This window comes from Flavobacterium sp. WG21, assembly GCF_000335775.1.
Taxonomy (GTDB): domain Bacteria; phylum Bacteroidota; class Bacteroidia; order Flavobacteriales; family Flavobacteriaceae; genus Flavobacterium; species Flavobacterium tructae.
The window spans coordinates 1-20,636 of record NZ_AMYW01000049.1; the positions used below are offsets into that span (position 1 = coordinate 1).

The window sequence follows — 20,636 nt, forward strand, 5'->3', positions numbered from 1 at the left end:
GTTTTTTATATAGTACTACTTAATTAAAGGCTAATCCAAAGAGATACTCTATTATCGATAAAAAACAAACATATTCTATCAAACCCAACAACCTTCATTTAAGAGATAAACAGCCTTTCTTTTGACTCTCTTCACAAATAAAAAAATTAGCGCTTAATTTCAAAGAAAAAACTACTCGGAAAAGTTTGAAAACGCAACTTATCAAAAGAAGATCAAAACCTACCTGTCTTCGTCAAGCTGCAAATTTCTGCGCGAACAAATGTCAAACATTTCAGAATAGATTTATTTGGTTCAACTCGTATTTGTTGCTGCTTTCTGAGAAAAAGCAGTAATTAAAACGTTTAAGAAATCAAAAAAACAAACAAATACCCCGTGACAACCTGTAAAAATAACCCTACTTTATAAAAACACCTAAAAAACTTTATTTTTACTTTATTCAATTCCAACGAATTAAAAAAACAATGTAAAACTAACGTAAAATTAAGTTCATTTTTTGTTTGCAAACATCAAAAACGTTCCTATATTTGCAACCGCTTAGAACAACAAAGCACAACAATACAAAGTCTTGGGGAGATACTCAAGCGGCCAACGAGGGCAGACTGTAAATCTGCTGTGTGAACTTCGCAGGTTCGAATCCTGCTCTCCCCACTGAAAAGTCCTGATGAAAATCAGGACTTTTTTTTTGCTTTAGTTTCATTTTTTTCCCTGCTTAGTTATCCTAAAACTCTATTTCTATATTTTTCTCCTAAAAATTTTGCCTCAAGAAATTCTTAAAGACATTCTTACATAAGCTTTTATCTGTCCGACTAGAACTTTAAAAAGTATAACTTAAAATTAAGTACGTTTTTTATTTGCAAACATCAAAAACCTTCCTATATTTGCAACCGCTTAGAACAACAAAGCGCAACAAATACAAAGCTTCGGGGAGATACTCAAGCGGCCAACGAGGGCAGACTGTAAATCTGCTGTGTGAACTTCGCAGGTTCGAATCCTGCTCTCCCCACTAAAAAGTCCTGAAACATTTCAGGACTTTTTTTTTGGCCTAAGAAAACATAATAAAACCTGCAAATCCTAGTATTCGTAGGCTTTTTTCTTTTAAGGCAGTTTTCAAACTTTGTAAAAATACTCAAAAGTTTTGCGGCAAAATCGTGTCAAGATCCCGATAGCTTAATGTAAACCTAAAATTAAATTATACTGCCTGCAGTATAATAGACTTCGGATAGCAATGACCTTTCGTATTCATCAGTTTAAAAATTTAAAAAAGGCAAAGATAAAACTTAGCTTTAGATGTGACAGAACCTGATATTACTTAGAAGCAGATTCAATTAGCGAAAGCTTCTGGAGATCTTTTAAATCTAATTAAAAAAAGTAAAAGGCTGACAGAATAATTGTAGGCTTTACTTTTTTATATTTTAATCTTCTTTATAAAACCGCAATCATACAATAACCTTAAGTAATTTATTTTATTGGAATAAATCCATTTTATTCACAACAAAAAAACATCCATTCACGACAGAAAAACCTTCACTAACGACATCTTTTTCATTTTTTTTATTTTCAATCATTAATTTCATTTCAGAAAATAAAATCTGGAGTTAGAAAGCGTTTTCGAGATTATCCAAAAAAAATACCAATACCATAGAAATCATTTTTTTTATTTTTTAACATAAAATTTATACAAAATGGGACAGTACAAAAGTCGTCAGGAATTTTTAAAAAACAATCCGAGATCAATTGCATTCGCTGCATTGGCTAAAGCAACAAAAATGCAAAACACGATTACCAATCAAGCGATTAAACTTAGTCCAAATCAACTAGAAGGAAAAGAGGTTATAATCATCGGGTCTGGTGTTGGGGGACTTACCACCGCGTATGAACTACTCGCTCAGGAGTCTGGTGCAAAAGTAACCATTCTGGAAGCATCTCATAAAACGGGAGGACGCTGCATGAGCTTACGCACAGGGGATACACTTATTGAAGATGCAGACAGTGATTTGTTCGATTCGAAACCTGGAGAACCTCAAGTTGTTCGATTTAAACGCCCAGTGGGAGACTCAGAACCTTACCTTAATGCAGGTCCTGGTCGTATTCCAAGCAGTCACAAACGACTCCTTTCTTACTTAAAACGTTTTTCGGTAGACGTTGAAATATATGTGATGAACTCTGAATCTAATTTGGTTCAAAAGAACGAAAGTTTTGGAGGTGAACCTATGGTTTACCGTCGTTTGGATCATAATACAAGAGGTTGGTTGGCGCACATGGTATACAAAAATGCGGAAGAATTACTTCGCAATTCACAAGTCGGAATTAGCGAAAGTGATCTTGAAACACGCGTTGAACAATTACAAAGTTTGATGATCAGTTTCGGAGAGCTTGATGTAGATGGAACCTATAGCGCAACGGCTGGATCACCTGGCTTCGAGGATGGAAAAACACGCGCTGGATATGAAGTTTTACCTGGTGTTGCGGCTGGAATTGTAGCCGATGTTTTGAGTTTTGATAAATTGCTCGAATCAAAATTTTGGGAAGGTACAAAATTCTATCAACCTACAGATTTTCTTTGGCAACCTACTTTATTTCAACCCGTTGGAGGAATGGATCAGGTGCAACACGCTTTTGCTCAACAAGTGGCTGCTTTGGGAGGAAATATTCTTTTGAATAGTCCTGTAAAAAAAATAAAATGGGACTCAACTAAAGAGAAGTACATCATTTCGGTTGGACAAGTTGGAACAGAAGAACCGATCTATTACGAAGCTGATTATTGTGTTTGCAACCTTGCGATGCCTTTTTTGAAAAACATTCTAGATTCTGATCTCCTAAATTCGGGACTTGAACCTGAATTTAAAGATGCTTTAGAAGCCGTTTTTGTAGCACAATTTGAACCAACACAAGCTCCAGGTTATGAACCGCGAGAAGACGGATACGTTCCGCGTTTTTTAGCCTGTACCTCCAAAGTGGGCTGGCAGGCAAATCGATCTTTATGGCAAGGAAGCCCAATAAATCTCAAGACAATGGCAGTTGAAAAATCCGAAGTGGGAGTTGTACCTATTTTTGGAGGAATCTCTTGGACAGACAATGAAATTCAACAAATTTGGTATCCATCTACGGCGTATCAAGACGAAAAAGGTGTGCTCACAGGCGCTTATAATTTTGATAAAGTAGCACACGATTGGGGAAAATTACCCGTTAATGAGCGACTTACCAAAGCACGAAATGATGCCAGTAAATTCGGTAATAAATTTGCCGAAGGCTTGGGAGAAGGCGTTGCCATAGCTTGGCAAAATATGCCAAATATCAAAGGTGGCTGGGCATATTGGCAAGCCGTTGGAGATGCGAACTACTCAACGAAACAATTTAACGCTATTGCACAAGGATCCGGAATTATAGATCCGAACACAAAAAATGCGAGCAATGCTAACTTTTTTATTGTTGGTGATCAAATTTCCTCCCTTCCTGGTTGGCAAGAAGGTGCTATTGCAGCCGCATTAAATGCAATTACGAGAATGGCAAAACCAGAGGTAAAAATACAGCCATTGAAAAATTTACCAGACACTCGTTTGATGGTGGAAGGTATCTAAATCAATTAAACAGAAATGAATGGAACGACGCGGAAGGTATTCTGCGTCGTTTTTTTATTATACTGTTTGATTCGAAATTGTTACACTAAACAACAACCTGCTAACTTATTCATGAAATTTGATACTATATTATTCTAAGGTTATGTCGCATCTGTCAGAATCAAATATAAAAATTTAAGTCATTTAAAATTTGGGACGCCAATTTACAAAATGATTTAAACATAGTTATCCCTGGTCTAACCATCTGATTTAAAAGTTTCACCAAAGGTGTTGGATTTTTTAAATTTAAGGAGCTGATAAAATTAAAAAATGTCTTGTCCTGAATTTATCAAAAGGAATCACCTATTTTTAAAACTATTGAAGAGTTTCATAAACTAACTAATTACAAAAATGTAGGGTAACCTTTTCTCTCCTATTTGTTTGCAAATCCAAAATAGCTATATATTTGTGTTAATGGTTAGCCAATAACAACACACCAATATTCAATTAATAAAATGATTTCAATTAAAGAGTTAAATAAAGACAAACTTGATGACTTTTTTCAATACTTGAACATTCATCTTTCTGAAAATGGACAGAAAGGAACAGCTCTTTTCCAGCCACTTTCTAAACAGCAATCTACACTTTCAAACGAATGGAAGGCAAAGTTTGAGGACGGAATGAATGAAAAAGCCGGATGGAGAAAAGTTTGGATAGCAATAAATGAAGAAGAAAAAATTGCTGGACACATTGACATCCGTTCTCAAAATCAGCCAAACGCAGAACATAGAGTTTTACTTGGAATGGGCGTTGACAGTAATTTTAGAAATTTGAAAATTGGTCAAAATTTGTTAGCATTTATTATTGATTATTGCAGAGCTAATCGCCAAATTAGCTGGATTGATTTGCAAGTTTTGACAAATAATATTCCAGCAACCAGACTTTACAAAAAAATGAATTTTGAGGAATTGAGCATAACAAAAGATATGTTTAGAATCGATAACATTTCTTATGATTATACTTCTATGACTCTAAATGTTGAAAATTAAACCAAAACTGGAGTTGCCTCTTACTTTGTTACAAAAAAATAAGACTGTTCAATTTCCCGAATTTATCAAACAGAATTGCCTATTTTCGATTCAAATAAAAACATCTCTCTAAAGGTAAACATCACAACCGTCTCTCCCAAAAAGCAGCTGTTCTCCACCTGGTTTCCGCCTGGTAAAAAATACTTTTGTGTTTTAGGTAATGGCTCCAAATGTGTTCCGTTTGTTCTGTATATATTTTTTGAAGTGTTTCAGTAAACCCGTACTGTAATAGCAAAGTTTGTAATTGCATGGCACTAGCCATTGCATTGTACATACCTTGTGAAGATAGCGGATCAAAACTTAGTGCTGCATCGCCTAAAGCAACCCATTGTTGACCAGCTACTTGTTTTAATTTAGTTGAATTAGCAGCAACTGAACCTTTAAAGGTAATAGCATTTTCATGTTCTTTTAGTAAAGATAAAATAACCGTATTTTTTTTGCCAGTTCCAAAAATGAGCCAGTAGTTTTAAGTTCGTTTTTAGCCACTAAATCAGCATCGGTATGAAAAGCCACTACCCTTTTGTCATGAGGAACAACGGTACTATACCACCAACCATTTTCACTAGCTGAAATAGTACTCATAACATTTGTTCGGGTATTAGGTAAATTAACCCAACAGGCAATCAATTTATCTTCTACTTGTCGTTTAATGCCCAGGCTCTGTGCAAAATGCGATTGACGCCCACTAGCATCAATAACAAAAGATGCAGAAATTGTTGAAGCATATAAAGAGGTATCACTAGCTCTTAATTCCACCTGCCAACGAGAATTTTCATAAGTACTACTGTGCAGTTTAGAACCCCACAAACAATGTACACCTCTAGCTTCTGCAACACTTCTCAAATAGGCTTCAAAAGCTTGCCGGTCCAAATTTTTAACAAAACCATCAGGATTTCTTAAATCGTCTACTAAATGCACCTGGTCGCTTCCCCAATAGGACTGCATACCTACACTTTTACGGTACAAAATGCCTACTTGGTTTTCCAACCCCTCCAATAAATCCAATTGTTTTAGAATGCGTTGCGAAGCGGGAGCTAAAGATTCTCCAATGCGCTCAGTGGGTTCAGGAAGCTTATCAACTAATGTTACCTGATAGGTATCTGTCAAGGAAATGGCGGCAATGCAACCTGCAATGCCGCCACCTATAATTAATACATCTGTTTTTTCTGTTGTCAAACCTAATACTGTTTTGGAATAAAACGCTGAAAACGAACCAATTGTTCCGGAACACCCACCTCTTTTCGAGGTTGTCTGGAATGAGGAACGGTTCTTGTTCTGGTGAATTTATGCGCTTTAGAAGCTAATAAATCAACTAATTTTTGAACTTCGCCTGTTAAAGTCTCATCCTGAACCAATTCGTCCTGAACCAATTCTAATAGTTGGTCGCGAGTGCTTTCTATTACAACTTGTTCAGTAAACAAACCTTCATTAGACAAATGTTCCAAAGTAATATTTAATAAAGATTCTTCTTTCTTGTCCAAACGCTTGTTGTCATTTAAGATTTTTCTTAATCGGGTTTCCGTTTCTTTTAACAACAGTTGATTTTGTTCGTCATTAGGAATTATACCAATTTGCATTTCTGGTGGAAAATTAGGATCATCAGATATTCCCGGACGCGGTTGCACAATCGCTAACTTGTCAAAATACTTCACCATTGCATTAATCTGATTGGTTTGTGTTGGAGCTTCTCCATCTAAAGGCAAATCATCCAACCAAAAATAACGATATGCAAAAGCTTCTCTGCGTGTCTCTTCTCCTAGGTGAGTATCTAAAGTTTCTTTATAACGTTCTTCACTCAAAATATTATTAGGAACTCTGGCAGGCCAAAATGTTGGCAGATAAGGATCGTATGCAGTCGTATAACCATCTCTGCAGCTTGCCGTATCAGTTTGCCAGGGAATAGCCATCCATCTCGTCACACCACCTGGTACCTGACCACCTAATAAAGGACCTGCAGGTAAAGTCAAGACATCACTATTCATAGTAGAGCCATAATAATGGTAATCGGTTTTTGGTGTTTTAGGAGCGTGTTTCAATCGGAAAGGAGCCATATACATACCAGAAGTTCGCATAGGCCAAGTCATTTCGCAACCCGGATGAAAAGCATCAGCCAGGCAAAAATCCATGGCCGCTTTGGTTAGCATGTCTGGTTGTTCAGCAATCGGATAATCATCAATTTTTTTAACAGGTGGAATATAAGGACAGCCTGTTTTATCTACAAAATCGGCATCAAAATCACCTTCGACCCATTGATCTAAAAACTGCAATTGCAACTGCGATAAGGTGGAATGTTGACGCACAGAACCTTGTGTAGGAATGGCAACTGCATCACCATATAGCCAAGGCCATAGCTGTGGCGCTTCGGCACCAGATTGATCAAACCTACGGAAATTATTGGAAATAGTACGACGCATTTCTAAGTTGGCAGAAGAAGGATCATTTAGTTTTTTTACCCATGTTATACTGGTATAATTAAATTGTCCACCCCATCCAAAAGCAGCCGCAAATCCTGCATTTACCCATTGTAAATTGGTCATTCTTTCAAAAATAGGCAAGATATCTTTACAGAAAGAAGGTCTTGCAGGTCTTACTAACATTCCTGATTCTACAGCCACACTACGCATTAAATCCCACATAGTACGAACCGATTTTTGCATAGGAGCATAATCAGGCGGAGCGCAAATCACCCAGGCAGGATCTACATTAAGAGCTACTCCTTCATATTCTACTGTGGCGGTAACGGGGCCATCTGACATATCATCATACCAACCTTCATTGTTAGCAAAGGTAATGGCTCTGTCACCATTGATGTTTTTCGATTTACCATGACCACCTAACATTACTAAACGTCCTTTTTCGTCGGTGTGCATTTCTCCTAAATAAACCGATTGGCCCATGAATTCCCCCTTGAATTTTTTTCCTTCAGTGACATTAGGATCTGAGATACTTTCGCCTCCACCATCAATCAATAACTGGCTCCGGTCTTTTACATCAATATTTCTTAATAAAGAAGGCGGAACATTAGGAGCGGATGCATCTGGAATATCTAAGGCAATTTGAAATTGATACCACGATGATTTTTGATTGGCCAAATGCGAATGCCAGGTAATTTTAGCATTATCCATCGTTAGCTCCTTAATCGCTTTTCCGGCAGCATTGAAACCATAAATACGAAACTGTGCGGCCTGACGTTTTATCGCTCCGGTTTTATCGCGATACGCATAAACATCCTCTTTTGCTTCTGGTTCATCTACTAAAGGGCCTATAAAATACTCTTCTTCACTGGTTCCTACACGCATTACACCAATAGGGGGATAAATACCGGCTCTAACAATACAATTGCTATCCTCGTCTGTATTGCCTCTAAAATGTGGATTTATAGCATTAGGCTCTTGTAGCTGTTGCCCGTTGGCTTGATGCCGTGCTTCGGCACTAGCAGCATAAACGGTTTTGCGAGCCTCTGCAATTGAGCCTAAAGGTTTATGAACTTCTAAAGTTCTCCAAATATTGAATGAAAGATTGCTTCCAAATTCAGACTGACCAATCGCAGTTACATCTTGTTGGGGTAAATGCAACCTTGCAATACAGATGTACGGACTTTCCTCTGTACTCCAAACTACTTGTGCATCATTAAGAGGCATGGTTGCCTCATTAGTACGCAATTGGATTTCAAATCTGAAAGTAGCAGCTCCATTGCGCAAACGTTTTTCTAAATCCAAACGTAAATAATTATCATCGTCAAAAGGTGCCCCTTTATAAGTGTCGTCCGGAACCAAACGATATTTAACAATTTGATTTTCTCCTAGTTGAAAAGGTAAAATAGCCCAATAACCAGTACTTAACACACTCGCTTCTTCTTTCTGCATAGCTTGTAAAATACCAGCTAATTCAGGATGTTTATTAATATAAGAATCATAATCCTTATCAATAGCACCAGCAGTTGTAAACGCACACATTTGTTGTGCATCACTAGCAAAAAAGCGATCGATATTCTGAAAAATGAAATCGGCAGTAGGGCCTTCTCCAAAAAGCTTTGGTCCTTCCACTCCAAACAATTTCAACCCCACTCCAATAGTGGAATTTAAGTCCGGTGAAGTGGGTCCTGTATCACTAGAGAACCGAACAGCACAATCAAAACTAGAACCTGCAAAAATACCTTTTTTGAATTTTTCAGGAATATCCTCATTGATTACGAATTGTCCATAAGTGATCCCGTGTTGTTTTCTAAAAACAGCACGTTCGGCTGGGTGTTGCCCATTTTCAATTCGGGTTTTTTGGCCCATTTCTACAAACATCTCCTTAAGACGCTGTGTCACCATTTCAGTACTGCCACTACTGTCCCAACATTTTACGTTGTTTGCAGTAGGTTTTTCAATGCTTCGTTTTTTGTTGTCCATATTTAGTAGTTATTGATTTGTTACGGCTCAATGGTTAGCTATCTAATTGATAGTACACCCTAACGAAAATAAGATTTATCCTGCAAATAAATATAGGTACTTTTACGTGTTTTTATAAAAACTTCCCGATATGCTTCGCACTCCGTCAACTTCGAATACTGTTTATAAAATGGGATTAGCAATCCTAATAAACAGCCTATCGATAACTTTTAAAACTAAAAATGTAAACAAAAGACTGTACGGAATGTTGAACAACCTTTACAGGGTATACCTACAAAGCTGTTTTTCATTCCTAAATAAAACTTAACTGAAAGGAATGTTTATCCGTTTGCTATGATACTTATGCAAATGCTCTTCAAACTTACCAGACTAATTTTCCTGCCGCTTTTTTCCAATCGAGCCATGAGACTATCAATTGTTTTTTAAGCTGATTCTGAAATAATTCCAGATTTTGCAATTTGATCTCCTTATCATTTAGTTCATTAAAGGCTATTTGATCAAATTTATATCGGTCCTGGTAAATCATTACAATCTCTGAAGTTAGCTTACTGTTTTCACTCACTGTTTTTAGTTGTTCCAGGACATTAGCGTAAACAGTAGCGGCATTTAAAGCATTGTATTTGCTTTTATTAATATTCTCTGTAATTCTGTCCTTATTTTGATTTTGCTGAAATTTTAACTGATCAATTCTTTTTGCTGTATTTTCTCCAAAAGAAAAAGGTAACTTTAGTGAGACACCAACATAACTATTTCCATACCAACTATTTTGCTTGAAAGGATTTAGGTTTTCTGTAAATTGATCCGCTCCTAAATAACCATTAATAGTAATCAAGGGGCTATATTTAGTTCTTTCCAGTTTTTTCTTATTCTCTAATACTTCATTTTGCGTTTTCAAAATTTCAATTTGCGGCAATGCTTCAATTAGATTATCATCAAGATTGCCAATACTTTCCTCTACGCTGTATTTTTCTAATTTCACAGCAGCAGCAATCAAAGGTTCATTTCCAATAACGTATAAGAAATACTGTTTCAAAACCAATACATTATTTACGGCATTGCGGTATTTTTGAACTGCATTATTGTGCGTTACTTTAGCATCGTTTACGTCCGTTTTTAAAACTCTTTTGTATTTGTATTTTTGATTAATAGTCTCCAAACTCAGCGCTGTACGTGCAGTATCTCCAACCGCTTCTTTTTCTTGTTCTTCTGCAACTACTATATTTAGATATACTTTTGAGACTTCATAAGTAAGTTCCAGCTTTGCCTCGTTTTCACTTAAAGCAGCTAGTTTCTCCTGTAGTTTCGATTCGGCTATTAATTTTGAAATAGCCATATCCAGTAAAGGTTGCTGCAATAAAAGACCTGCGCTTTGAGAATAATTAGCTCCTAATTTTACCGGGATCATACCCTCTGATGATGGATGAGAATTAAATGCTTCAGCCGGTAACACACTTGTAGCAATAATCGGATTGTACTGATAATTATAATTCAACGCTACTCTGGGCAAATATTTTGCATTTAATTCTTTTGTTTTTAATTGATTGATTTTATATTCTTTTTCCAGTGAAGCTACTATCTTTCTATTCTTTTGTGCCGCTTCAATGGCTTTATCCAAGGTCCAGATCGTGCTTTGTGCATTCATTTTTAAAAATCCTGACAACAGAAGACAGCTTATAAAACAGATATACCATACATTATTTTTCATTCTAACAACTTTTTAACCTCTAAATACAGAGGCAGGTTCTACATTTTTTATTCTTCTAATGGCAAACACAGCTCCGAAAAGCGAAATAGAGAAGGTAACTGTTAGAATTATGAAAAGTATTCCGGGACTAAAATCTATTACTATTCCCGATTGATACATTCCGTTCTTAAACCCCAATAAGAAAATAAAAGCAATCATAAACCCAACAATAGCAAATAAAGTGGCTTGTGTAAGTATTAATTTCCTAATGTATGCATCAGTTGCACCAATTGCTTTTAGCGTTCCATAATCCTTAATTCTGTCAAGTGCAGATGAATACATCGTTAATCCAATAATAAAAAAACCGGCAATAATGGCAAATCCTACTAAGGATCCTGTACTGGCACCTAAACCTGTAGAAGCCAAAACACTATTTATGGTTGCTGAACTCAAGGATGATGCCCGCCATGCTCGTACTCCATAAATAGAATTATTGATCTGATCTACAACCTGGTCTACATCATTCCCTTTTTTTACATTTACCAATAAAGCGCTTATAGCAGTAGAAGGAATATTACTGTAAAATCTTGCTCTGTCAATTGTAGTGTACATTAAATAACCGCCCCAACCTCTTATCCCTTTTGTTTGTAAAGTAATTACTGCTCTTTTCCCATTAATTTCAAAACTGGTCCCAACATTTGATGAACCTCCAAAATTACTTCGGTCAAAATAATCTGCAGACACCGCTGCCTCCTGTACTAAATCTGAAAGTTCTCCTTGTACAACCTTTGCACTATCCGGACCTGCTTTAAAATAAGGAAATTCACTTCCTATAATATTTACAACAGCACTGGTTCCGTTAGGAAATTTTGCCTTACCATTTGTTACAACCATTGGAAATGCCTCTTTCACTCCCTCCAAACTCTTGATTTCTTTCTCTTTTCTGGTATCTATCAAACTAAGCTGATTGGCATCTGTCGTTTTATTATCAACAACCCAAATATCAGCTGTTGTATTTTTTACCAACACACTCATTAGTCCTGTCAAAAAATTAAATGTCCCAATTTGTTGTCCAATAAGAAAAGTACTTATTACTATTCCAACCACTACTCCGATGCTTTTTGTTTTATCGAAACGAATAAACTTCCATGCTGTTTTAATACCAAATTTCATACTTAGCTATTATTTATTTTCCTTTATATATGGAATTCATGCCTCTATATTGGCATTTCCAGTCCCTATGAACTTATTCCCTATCAGGCTTGTTTTTGATGCTTTCTTATTTTGATGCCTGAATAACGCATTCGATACGGGAATTAATTAAATACTTCGTTGGGTTGTTCAACAGGATTTTTATTTCCCGTACTCTTCTGTCTTCCTGATCCTCTGCTTTTTCAGAAAAAATAGATTTGCGTTTAAGTGCCGAAGACGCAAAAATTACTCTGCCAGATCCAATAGTTTTATTGGAACCTACTTGACGAATAATGGCTTTCTGACCTTTTTTAACTTTGTCTGCAAACAGCTCATCAATTTCGCAGGTAGCAACCAAATTACTTTTCGGAATAAAATCTGCAAAAGACTGACTGGGTGACAATGCAGCTCCTTTTGTTGCGTACATTGTCATAATTTGCCCATCACCCGGTGCTTTTATCAAATATTGCTGCAACTCACGGTTTGACACTTCCAGCTCTTGTTTAATTTCCTCAAGTCTGGAGTTTTCAACCAAAACCTTACTTTTCAATTGTTCCAGATTTGTTTGAAAAATTTTAGTTTCTGTTTCAAGATTATCAACATTCTGTTTTATTTCCGCGCCTTTTTCTTGTAAGTTTCTCAGTCGTTCTAATTCAATTTGTTTGTTTGCAACATTTATTTTCTGCTCTTTTAGCTTCAGTTGTGCTATGTCTATCTCCGCTTTTTGCGTTTGAATTCGACTTTTTATCCGTGCGATTTTAGCATCCTGAACGGAATGATCCAATTCGATAATTAAATCATTTTTCCCAATTGTATCATTCTCTTTTTTATGGATAGCCAGAACAACACCACCCACTTCTGTTGCCAATAAAGACAATTTCTCCTCCGGTTCAACGCGTCCGATTCCTACAATATCCGATGAAAGAATTTCTTTAGTTAAACCTGTCTGACCCTGTTTTACTTCGTCTTTTTTATTACAGCTAAAAAAAAGAAGGGCCGTTATAGAAATTAAAATATATTTCATTCTTTATAATTTGATTAATTGATTCTTTATAAATGTTGCACTCTCATTTTCAGTCGCAATTCCACTATCTACATAAATAATTCTGTCTGCAAACTTCTTAAGTCGCATATCATGTGTAACCACAATTACACTTTTTCCATTTTGAGCAAGTTCTTTTAGTTCCTCCATTACTAAACCAACACTTTTTACATCTAATGCAGCCGTTGGTTCATCACAAAGCACAATTGGCGGATTGGTTACCAATGCTCGTGCAATCGAAACTCTTTGTTGCTGGCCACCACTTAGCATTTTGGGTAAATTTTTCATTCTGTCTTTCATCCCCACTAATTCAAGAGCTTTTTCTGCTTTTTTCTTAGCCACGAGTTCGCTTACCTTCATAAGTTGCAACGGCATCATTACATTTTCTAAAGAATTAAGTGGTGCTAAAAGATTAAAACTTTGAAACACGAAACCTATTTTATTCAATCTCAAAGCCGATAATTCCTTAGCCGAAAGCGCATTTACGTGTTGATTATCAATAAAAACATCTCCTTTTGTTGGATAAATAACACAACCTAACAGCGATAATAAAGTGGTTTTCCCTGAACCCGAAGGACCAATTATTAAGGTGAGCTCCCGGGTTCTGAACTGAATAGTTGTTGCTTCTAGAGCCGTAATCAATGTATCACCGGTTTGATACTCCTTGCAAGCCCCCTTTAACTCTGCAATAACTTTTTTTTCAGAATTTATCTCTTCCATAATTTTATGTCATGATTTAAGTTTGCCTGGTAATGCCAGTCATTTTATAAAAGACTGGCTCTTTTAAACTAAAATTTCAAAAATCCTTAGTAAAGATTTATTTTAATTGTAGCGTCATTATTTAAGATATAAACAGAACAATCCTGAAATGTTGGTGCCCCGCCATCCGGTATAAAATTCGTACTGTTCCCTACAGGCTCTTTTGGCATCCCCAACCAGTTACTGTTTAGTTTTCCATTATTATCCAAATCCTGATAAACCGTAATTGCGTAAGTCCCTCTTGGCAAATCAATTTGAAACTTCATCGTTTCCTGATTCACTTTTTGAACTTTGGTAAAGCAGGCTCGCTTGAGAAAATTTTCTTTTTTATCATATACATTTAGTACAACAGTCCCTTTACCTTTTTGAACATTGTGTACATCAACATTCGTTTTTATCTGTTGTGCATTAGTAAAATACGATACTCCCAATAGAAGAATGCTTAAAATAGATTTTTTCATTTTGTCTTTAATTTTATAATTTTTAATGTGATTCTGTTTGCGTACTTATTTCCCAAAACGATAACTGAGCATCATTTTGACATAAGGCGTTTCTTTTGCTTTATAATTGCTAATGGTGTCATTATTAGAATTAAAAAGTGTGTATTTGTTGGCAAATCCTAAACCTCCCTGGAGTTGTAACCAAAAGCCATCAAAAAGACGTTGATTAATTTGCAGACCACCATGGATTGCCGAAAACTGAGCATAATCAATCTCTTCTCCCTGATCATTCTTGTAGTTTTGTAAATTGTGAAGCGTCCAGTCAATCGAGCCGGCCAGACCAACTTGAGTATTATTACCCAGATTTCTAAAAACATTTACCCTTGGCCAGTATATTTGAGCAAGCCACTTACCATTATTGCTCTTATAGTCCAGAGATATGGCAGGTGTTATTAAAAACTTGCCAAAAGCATACATAACATGAGGACCAATTCCGATTTCAAGATTTGACTTTTCTCCAAACTTTCTCGAAACTCCAAAAATGCCATCGAAAACCATATCATTCATCGAAAACGAATTTTTAAAGTCAGAAGCAATTGTAGGGATAAAGACTCCAAAAGCGGCCCATCTTTTTCCTATAGGATGTCGCACAACAATGGTAGGTTTGATTTCGTTAATCTTTGTGATGTAATTCGGACTAATTTCAATATCTCTATCAAATGTAAAGTCTAAAACACGGTAGTTGACCGTTCCGAGAATACGTGTATTTCCAATTTTAAAAGGTGGTATTGGCAACCAAAAATCGTAAGTATTGTATTTGAATTTATTCCCATAGTACAGATCTACAGTTGACAAATTCTTAAAGTTAGTTCCTCCATGTACAGTAATGCTCATCCCGGCACCATCTGTAATTAATTGAGCATAAAACTTATTTGGAAAACAAAAAAACAAGGTTACTAAAACGAATGACAGTACTTTTTTCAAAATAACATTTATTAAATTTAAACACACAAGCTGTATCAGCCCTCTAAGATTTTCTTAGGGCAAAGTTGCAGTTAAAACAATAATTGTTACTAGGATTTAGTTTGCCGTTACTCGGACAAATCTTGCTTTAATGAATTTCGGTACTGAGAAGGAGTCGTACCTGTTATTTTTTTGAAAAGGCGTCCAAAATAAGAAGGATCTTCGTAATTCAACGCAAAAGCAATTTCTGAAATATCTTTAGTCAAATCTTGCAAAAGTATCTGACTTTGCAGAATACTAACATTGTTTATCCACTCTTTTGGAGCTATTCCGGTGGTTTGCTTGATACATCTATTGAGATAATTTACAGAAATTTTTAATTTATCGGCATAAAAGGTCACTGACTTATTCTCTGCATGATATTTATAAACCAGCTCTTTAAAAGAAAAAGTGATCTCATTGTTGCGATGTATTGTTTTATTCAGTTCTTTATTTGAAAAAAGAATTTTCTGGAAAGCCGCCTGCATGAGCGAATAACAAATTTCAATATTGGAATTTTCATTACGAAATTCCTGACTTAATAAACCAAACAAAGAATTAAGCCATATACTGGTCTCTTTAGGCAATTTAAGAACAGAATTGGCGGCAAAAATCTGTATTAGCTCCTGTTTTGACAAAATATGATTCAGGACACTCTCCTCAAATAAAATAAAATGTCCCGTTATCATCTGATCAATTTCTTTCATTGCGGTAATATGTCCCTGTTTTACAAACAAAACATCATTTTCATTTATGGATATCACTTCATTATCGACTTGCTGTTTGGCATAACCTCTGGTAACATGAACCATAAAATTATAATCAGGTCTAAAAAGCGGGGTCGGAATCTGGATATACTCGGTTGTAGTATTTAAATCATATATCTGTAAGGGAGATTTTAAGAAATCAAAGTCGAGAGAAGCATCAGACATAAATTGTTTTGGAAATTCTTCTGATGAAATAATTTTAATACTCTTACTCATACTTAAAACTTAGATATTGAGCTACAAACATAAGAAATGGTTCGATTACATCTGTAGAATACAGCCAATTAAAATTATCCTATTCACAAATAGTATCAAGACTGGAGTTGCATTCAATTTTCCCCACTCTACGAAGTGTATCTCACAAGTGCTGCGCAAATGTCTCTGACTTTGCGCCAACTTGCAATATCTAATTTAAAACATATAAGCAATAAAGTCTCAGACTTTAAAACTAAATTTCTTAGATGTAATTTCTAGAAAAGAAAAGATTTAAAACAATATAAGAAATAATGGTAAAAAGTCAGGAGACTTTTATAAACTGTAATAATTCACAAGTGCAAAAAAAAGCGCAAAGTCAGAGACATTTGCGCAGCTTTGGGATCATCTATTCAAAAAATCGATATTATACCCTAAATAAAAACTGGTATAATATCTGACAAAACAGACGTGTTATCCAATATTTTTTTATCTTTGAAATTCAGGGCTTTTTAAGCAAAATGACTTTATCTTTGAGCCTTTAGAAAATTGATATTCGTTATGGAACAGAAAATACATCAGGGAAGAAACGTAAAACGTTTTAGAGAAATGCTTAACATCAAACAGGAAGCATTGGCTTATGATCTGGGCGAAGACTGGAACCAGAAGAAAATCTCGATGCTCGAGCAAAAAGATGTCATTGAAGATAAACTCCTGAAACAAATCTCAGCTGTGTTAAAAATTCCGGTGGAAGCGTTTCAGAATTTTGATGAAGAGCAGGCGATAAATATTATTTCGAATACGTTTAATATTGAAAAAGAGGCTTATATAGGAAATGCTAAACCTGTATTTAACATCAATCCATTAGAAGAGTTAAAAAAACTTCATGAAGAAAAAATTGCTTTATATGAGCGTATGTTGAAGGAGAAAGATGAAATGATGGTGAGGCTTGAGAAATTGATTAATAAGTAATTATTTGTAAATATATAATTTAAAAAAAAGAGACTTTCGGGTCTCTTTTTTTGTTTTGGTCGTTATGAGTTTGAAGTCGAAAGACATTTACAAAGTTTCTATCCCCTCGCTCAGGATTGTTCTATTTTACCAGGTGAACAAATTTTTTCTATTTTTAAATTTGTTACAAAAACGGTAACAAATTTTTATTTTTTATCATTTTGTTCCATTTCTTGAAACAAAATAAATTTTTATACGATTTTGTTTCAGTTAAATAAAATTCTCCCCGCTCTACAAAGTGTACCTCACAAGCACTGTGCATTCTCACTACCTGATACTTAAATAATAAAAAAATGTACCTTAGCACGTATTCTAAAAAACAATTGATTTATGAAATGGATCACCAGAGAAAGGCCAAAAATAGACCGAATTGCATGCCCATGGCTTATTAGAAATTTTGTGGATCCTGAGGCTGAATTTATTTACGTCCCTTTTGATCAGGTTCTGGACAAAGCAAAAGAATTAAATGCTGTTCCTTTTGATATTCCAAATGTTGAATTCACACATTATCAGGAGCAGTGCACTTTCGATTATATTGTAAAAAAATATAAAATTGAAGATCCCGCTATTTCCATCATGGCACGAATTGTACGCGGGGCTGATACCGATCGTCATGAAATTGCAAAAGAATCTGCCGGACTCTGGGCGGTGTCTGCCGGGCTTTCGCATAATATTACTGATGATTATAAACTCCTTGAAACCGGAATGGTGCTCTATGACGCACTTTACAGCTGGGCTTCGCATCTATATAAACAAAAACATCTGGAGAACAGTCCCTTTGAGAACCTGCTACACGAAGTTTACAACAAGTTTCTTAAAGACAAAAAAACAACCGGAAAAACACCATCCTGGGTAAAAGACCTCAAAAATCTTATTCAGGACCAGATTGATGCTCAGTTTACTTTCGACCTTAAAAAAATATCGGGTGAACTCGATTTGAACCCATCCTACCTGTCGAGAGAATTTTCTAAATATTTTGAAGATTTAAATTTCGGGGACTATGTCAGAAAACAAAGGATTGAAAAAGCGGTACATCTTATTGAGAATACTACCTATACTTTGACGGAGATTGCTTATAGAACCGGATTTTCAGATCAAAGCCATTTTACAAGAATTTTTAAACTTCAAACCGGAAAGAATCCGTCGGCGTACAGAAAAAAAATCCAAAAAAAGTAATCCCTATACAAAACGTAAAACGCATTCTATTTAGGGAAGTTTAATGCTTGTAATTTTGTTTCTATAATTTATAAAAACAAAATCGATGCTTTTAAGATTCCTGCACCTTTCTATTCTACTACTATTTAGCCTTCCGTGCTTTTCTCAGACTACGTATCCTAAAATCACAGGATATTTTGGTATTCTGCATCCTCTGGTAACCTTAAATAAAGATGAAACTGCAGTAAATTTCAGAGACTACTACGCTGTAGGATTTCCAACTGGAATCAATATCTGGAAAAACGAGAAAATCGGATTTTCTTTTGAGGTAGTTCCCAATATAAAGGACGATCAGGGTACCAACAAAGTAACTAACTTATTGTTTCATCCCGGGGTTCTGGTAGCCTTGGGGCACGGATATACTTTTGCGGGAAGGGCTGCCTTTGAATCCTCCGGAAGATATGGCATTACGCCTGTTTTGAATAAAACAATAATAAAAAGCACCAATTGCAGCTACTTTGCCGCAATCCCCCTACCCATCCGCTTTGGTAATAATCATCCTGCTTCCTTTACAGTCGGTTTTCAGTTTGGAATTGCATTCTAATTTACAAATCATGAATGAAAATCCCGCTCTATAAATTGTATCTCACAAGCGCTGTACAATTTCTCTGACTCATATCTGTAATGGTAGTAGCCAAAAGAAGTATAATAGACATTTCAACGGCTCTAGTGGCAATTATTACAACTTTTACGTTGCTTTATATAAAGAAAATTCAGGAACTCCTATATTATTGTTGCAGCAGCTATTTGTAGGTATACTCATTAAATTAGTACTACTATGAACAGCCGCTTATAAAACATTCGGATACAAAACAATAACTCCAATCTCTTCTTCTAAAAATGAAACAATAAAGAAATTTAAGGTTCATTTTATCATAAAAACACCCTTTTAACGACTTTTTAAGTTATTTAAAGATTAAAAAGTATTATAAAAAACCATATACATATCTTTGATTGTGTTAAAAAAATAAACATTTCATAAATTTTAAATCTAAAAAGTATGAAAGCAAAAAGTACTCTACTTATACAGACTTATTAGTTCTGTCCCGCACCACAATACAGTCATTCACAAACCAATCCGAGGGTTAGCTTAGGTGAATCAATAGTTTTTAAATATTCAGATTGTCTAGCAATAGACTAAAATCTCAATTTTTCTTATTTAAATTTTAACAAGAAATAAGTTACTAGTTATTTAAATAATAAGATTATGAAAAAAATTACTTTAATTCCATTTCTGGCTTTTTTATTATTAATGCTTTCTACAATATTTGCTTATTCACAAAATACCAATGTTACATTCGATAATACTAATGCTTCATTAACCACGACTCCAGCTTGTTCTCTCTCACAATGTAATGCTCAGGATGTTACTTTTGGGAGTGTTTATCTAGGTGATAACGTTGGAAATGTAGCCACTTTAGCCTATGTTTCAAATCCTGTAAACGGTTTGTACATATGGGTTACTATTGCCTCCAATAGTTCTAAATACGACTTGATGTTTCAATTTGACTATTTAGTTGGCGGAGTTCGAAAAAATTTCGATAACACTAATTTTGTTGGTGCCGTAACAGACCGGTTAACGATTAAAATTAGAGGAAGCATAATTACGGCAGGGTCCAAATACCGAATGGCCCAAATTACAAACTATACAGCAGGCCAATCCCTTGAGTTAAAAAACATTTACTTAGGATGGGAAACAAGCGGACAGGCTATTACGCCTTCACAAAGTCTTTCACTGATTACTTGTAATCCTCCTAAATGCAGTAGTTCATATTCAGCTGGGATAATTATAAAAACACCTCTTTTTGCCGATTTTTCTATTACTAAAAGTTGTGATGGAGGTTCTTTTCAAAAGGTAGTTTATGCCAGCACTTCAACAGGAGTTGAACCAAACACTAATTATAGCTGGTCATTTCCTGGTGCTGCGACAATTTCTCCGGTTAGTTTAACAACAATAGGTCCATATACTGTGACTTATTCTTCCGCTGGTCCATTTTCTGCTAGTTTAACAGTATCAGACCCTACAAATCAGGTTATACCAAATACTAAAACAGTTAACAATATTACTGTAACGGCATGTTGTACGACACCGGTAATAACTGCAATGACTTCTACTATATGCAGCGGAAGTACTTTTACCGCTACTCCGACCAATGGAACCAACGGAACAGTTCCGGCTGGTACTACTTATAGCTGGGCAGCACCAAGCGTAATTGGAATTACAGGAACCGCAGCAGGAAGCAATGCTGCTAACATCAGCGGAACCTTAACCAATACAACCAATGCGCCGA

Annotated in this window: 15 protein-coding genes, 2 tRNA genes and 1 pseudogene; 8 read left to right on the forward strand and 10 right to left on the reverse strand. The window is 35.5% G+C overall.

The features are described from left to right. Positions 1-567 precede the first annotated feature (567 nt). From C245_RS0121560 to C245_RS0121580, 4 genes are all read left to right on the forward strand, one after another. Positions 568-648 (forward strand) — tRNA-Tyr (locus tag C245_RS0121560). 274 nt (positions 649-922) lie between these two features. Continuing rightward, positions 923-1,003: transfer RNA gene (locus C245_RS0121565), tRNA-Tyr, on the forward strand. Between the two features lie 679 nt (positions 1,004-1,682). After that, positions 1,683-3,578: an FAD-dependent oxidoreductase gene (locus C245_RS0121575; RefSeq protein WP_017498694.1), complete on the forward strand. Its 1,896-nt coding sequence runs from the start codon at positions 1,683-1,685 to the stop codon at positions 3,576-3,578. A gap of 494 nt (positions 3,579-4,072) precedes the next feature. After that, positions 4,073-4,606, forward strand: coding sequence for a GNAT family N-acetyltransferase (locus tag C245_RS0121580; RefSeq protein ID WP_017498695.1), 534 nt, complete (start codon positions 4,073-4,075; stop codon positions 4,604-4,606). A gap of 121 nt (positions 4,607-4,727) precedes the next feature. Here C245_RS0121580 and C245_RS24780 read toward each other — a convergent pair whose 3' ends face one another. The 10 genes from C245_RS24780 to C245_RS0121630 form a co-directional block, all read right to left on the reverse strand. After that, positions 4,728-5,099, reverse strand: a complete 372-nt coding sequence (locus C245_RS24780; protein WP_157495926.1) for a tryptophan 7-halogenase — start codon at positions 5,097-5,099, stop codon at positions 4,728-4,730. Further along, the gene (locus C245_RS23395; protein WP_017498697.1) at positions 5,054-5,821 is read right to left on the reverse strand and encodes an NAD(P)/FAD-dependent oxidoreductase; all 768 of its coding nucleotides are present in this window, start codon (positions 5,819-5,821) and stop codon (positions 5,054-5,056) included. The genes C245_RS24780 and C245_RS23395 overlap by 46 nt, the downstream gene beginning before the upstream one ends. Positions 5,822-5,823: 2 nt before the next feature. After that, entirely contained in the window at positions 5,824-9,042 is a 3,219-nt protein-coding gene (locus C245_RS0121595; RefSeq protein ID WP_017498698.1) for a LodA/GoxA family CTQ-dependent oxidase, read from the reverse strand. Positions 9,043-9,403: 361 nt separating this feature from the next. Further along, positions 9,404-10,747, reverse strand: coding sequence for a TolC family protein (locus C245_RS0121600; protein ID WP_017498699.1), 1,344 nt, complete (start codon positions 10,745-10,747; stop codon positions 9,404-9,406). Positions 10,748-10,759: 12 nt separating this feature from the next. Beyond that, positions 10,760-11,899 carry an FtsX-like permease family protein gene (locus C245_RS0121605; RefSeq protein ID WP_017498700.1) on the reverse strand — a complete coding sequence of 380 codons (1,140 nt, stop codon included), beginning with the start codon at positions 11,897-11,899 and terminating at the stop codon, positions 10,760-10,762. 106 nt (positions 11,900-12,005) lie between these two features. Beyond that, on the reverse strand, positions 12,006-12,941 hold the full coding sequence (locus C245_RS0121610; RefSeq protein ID WP_017498701.1) for an HlyD family secretion protein: 936 nt from the start codon (positions 12,939-12,941) through the stop codon (positions 12,006-12,008). Between the two features lie 3 nt (positions 12,942-12,944). Continuing rightward, on the reverse strand, positions 12,945-13,679 hold the full coding sequence (locus C245_RS0121615) for an ABC transporter ATP-binding protein (protein ID WP_017498702.1): 735 nt from the start codon (positions 13,677-13,679) through the stop codon (positions 12,945-12,947). A gap of 86 nt (positions 13,680-13,765) precedes the next feature. Next, positions 13,766-14,179, reverse strand: coding sequence for a DUF2141 domain-containing protein (locus tag C245_RS23400; RefSeq protein ID WP_017498703.1), 414 nt, complete (start codon positions 14,177-14,179; stop codon positions 13,766-13,768). A gap of 45 nt (positions 14,180-14,224) precedes the next feature. After that, positions 14,225-15,142 (reverse strand): DUF6268 family outer membrane beta-barrel protein, encoded by a 918-nt coding sequence (locus C245_RS0121625; protein WP_157495925.1) that lies wholly within the window; start codon positions 15,140-15,142, stop codon positions 14,225-14,227. Between the two features lie 107 nt (positions 15,143-15,249). Beyond that, positions 15,250-16,143, reverse strand: coding sequence for an AraC family transcriptional regulator (locus C245_RS0121630; protein ID WP_017498705.1), 894 nt, complete (start codon positions 16,141-16,143; stop codon positions 15,250-15,252). A 537-nt stretch (positions 16,144-16,680) separates the two neighbouring features. Between C245_RS0121630 and C245_RS0121635 the strand changes: the two genes are divergently transcribed. The 4 genes and pseudogenes from C245_RS0121635 to C245_RS0121650 all read left to right on the forward strand — a co-directional run. Continuing rightward, positions 16,681-17,091, forward strand: a complete 411-nt coding sequence (locus C245_RS0121635) for a helix-turn-helix domain-containing protein (protein WP_017498706.1) — start codon at positions 16,681-16,683, stop codon at positions 17,089-17,091. Between the two features lie 369 nt (positions 17,092-17,460). Then, positions 17,461-18,306, forward strand: coding sequence for a chromate resistance protein ChrB domain-containing protein (locus C245_RS0121640; RefSeq protein WP_017498708.1), 846 nt, complete (start codon positions 17,461-17,463; stop codon positions 18,304-18,306). Between the two features lie 85 nt (positions 18,307-18,391). After that, positions 18,392-18,889, forward strand: coding sequence for a hypothetical protein (locus C245_RS0121645; protein WP_017498709.1), 498 nt, complete (start codon positions 18,392-18,394; stop codon positions 18,887-18,889). A gap of 663 nt (positions 18,890-19,552) precedes the next feature. Continuing rightward, positions 19,553-20,636 (forward strand): annotated as a pseudogene (locus C245_RS0121650) (hypothetical protein); the annotation flags it as partial.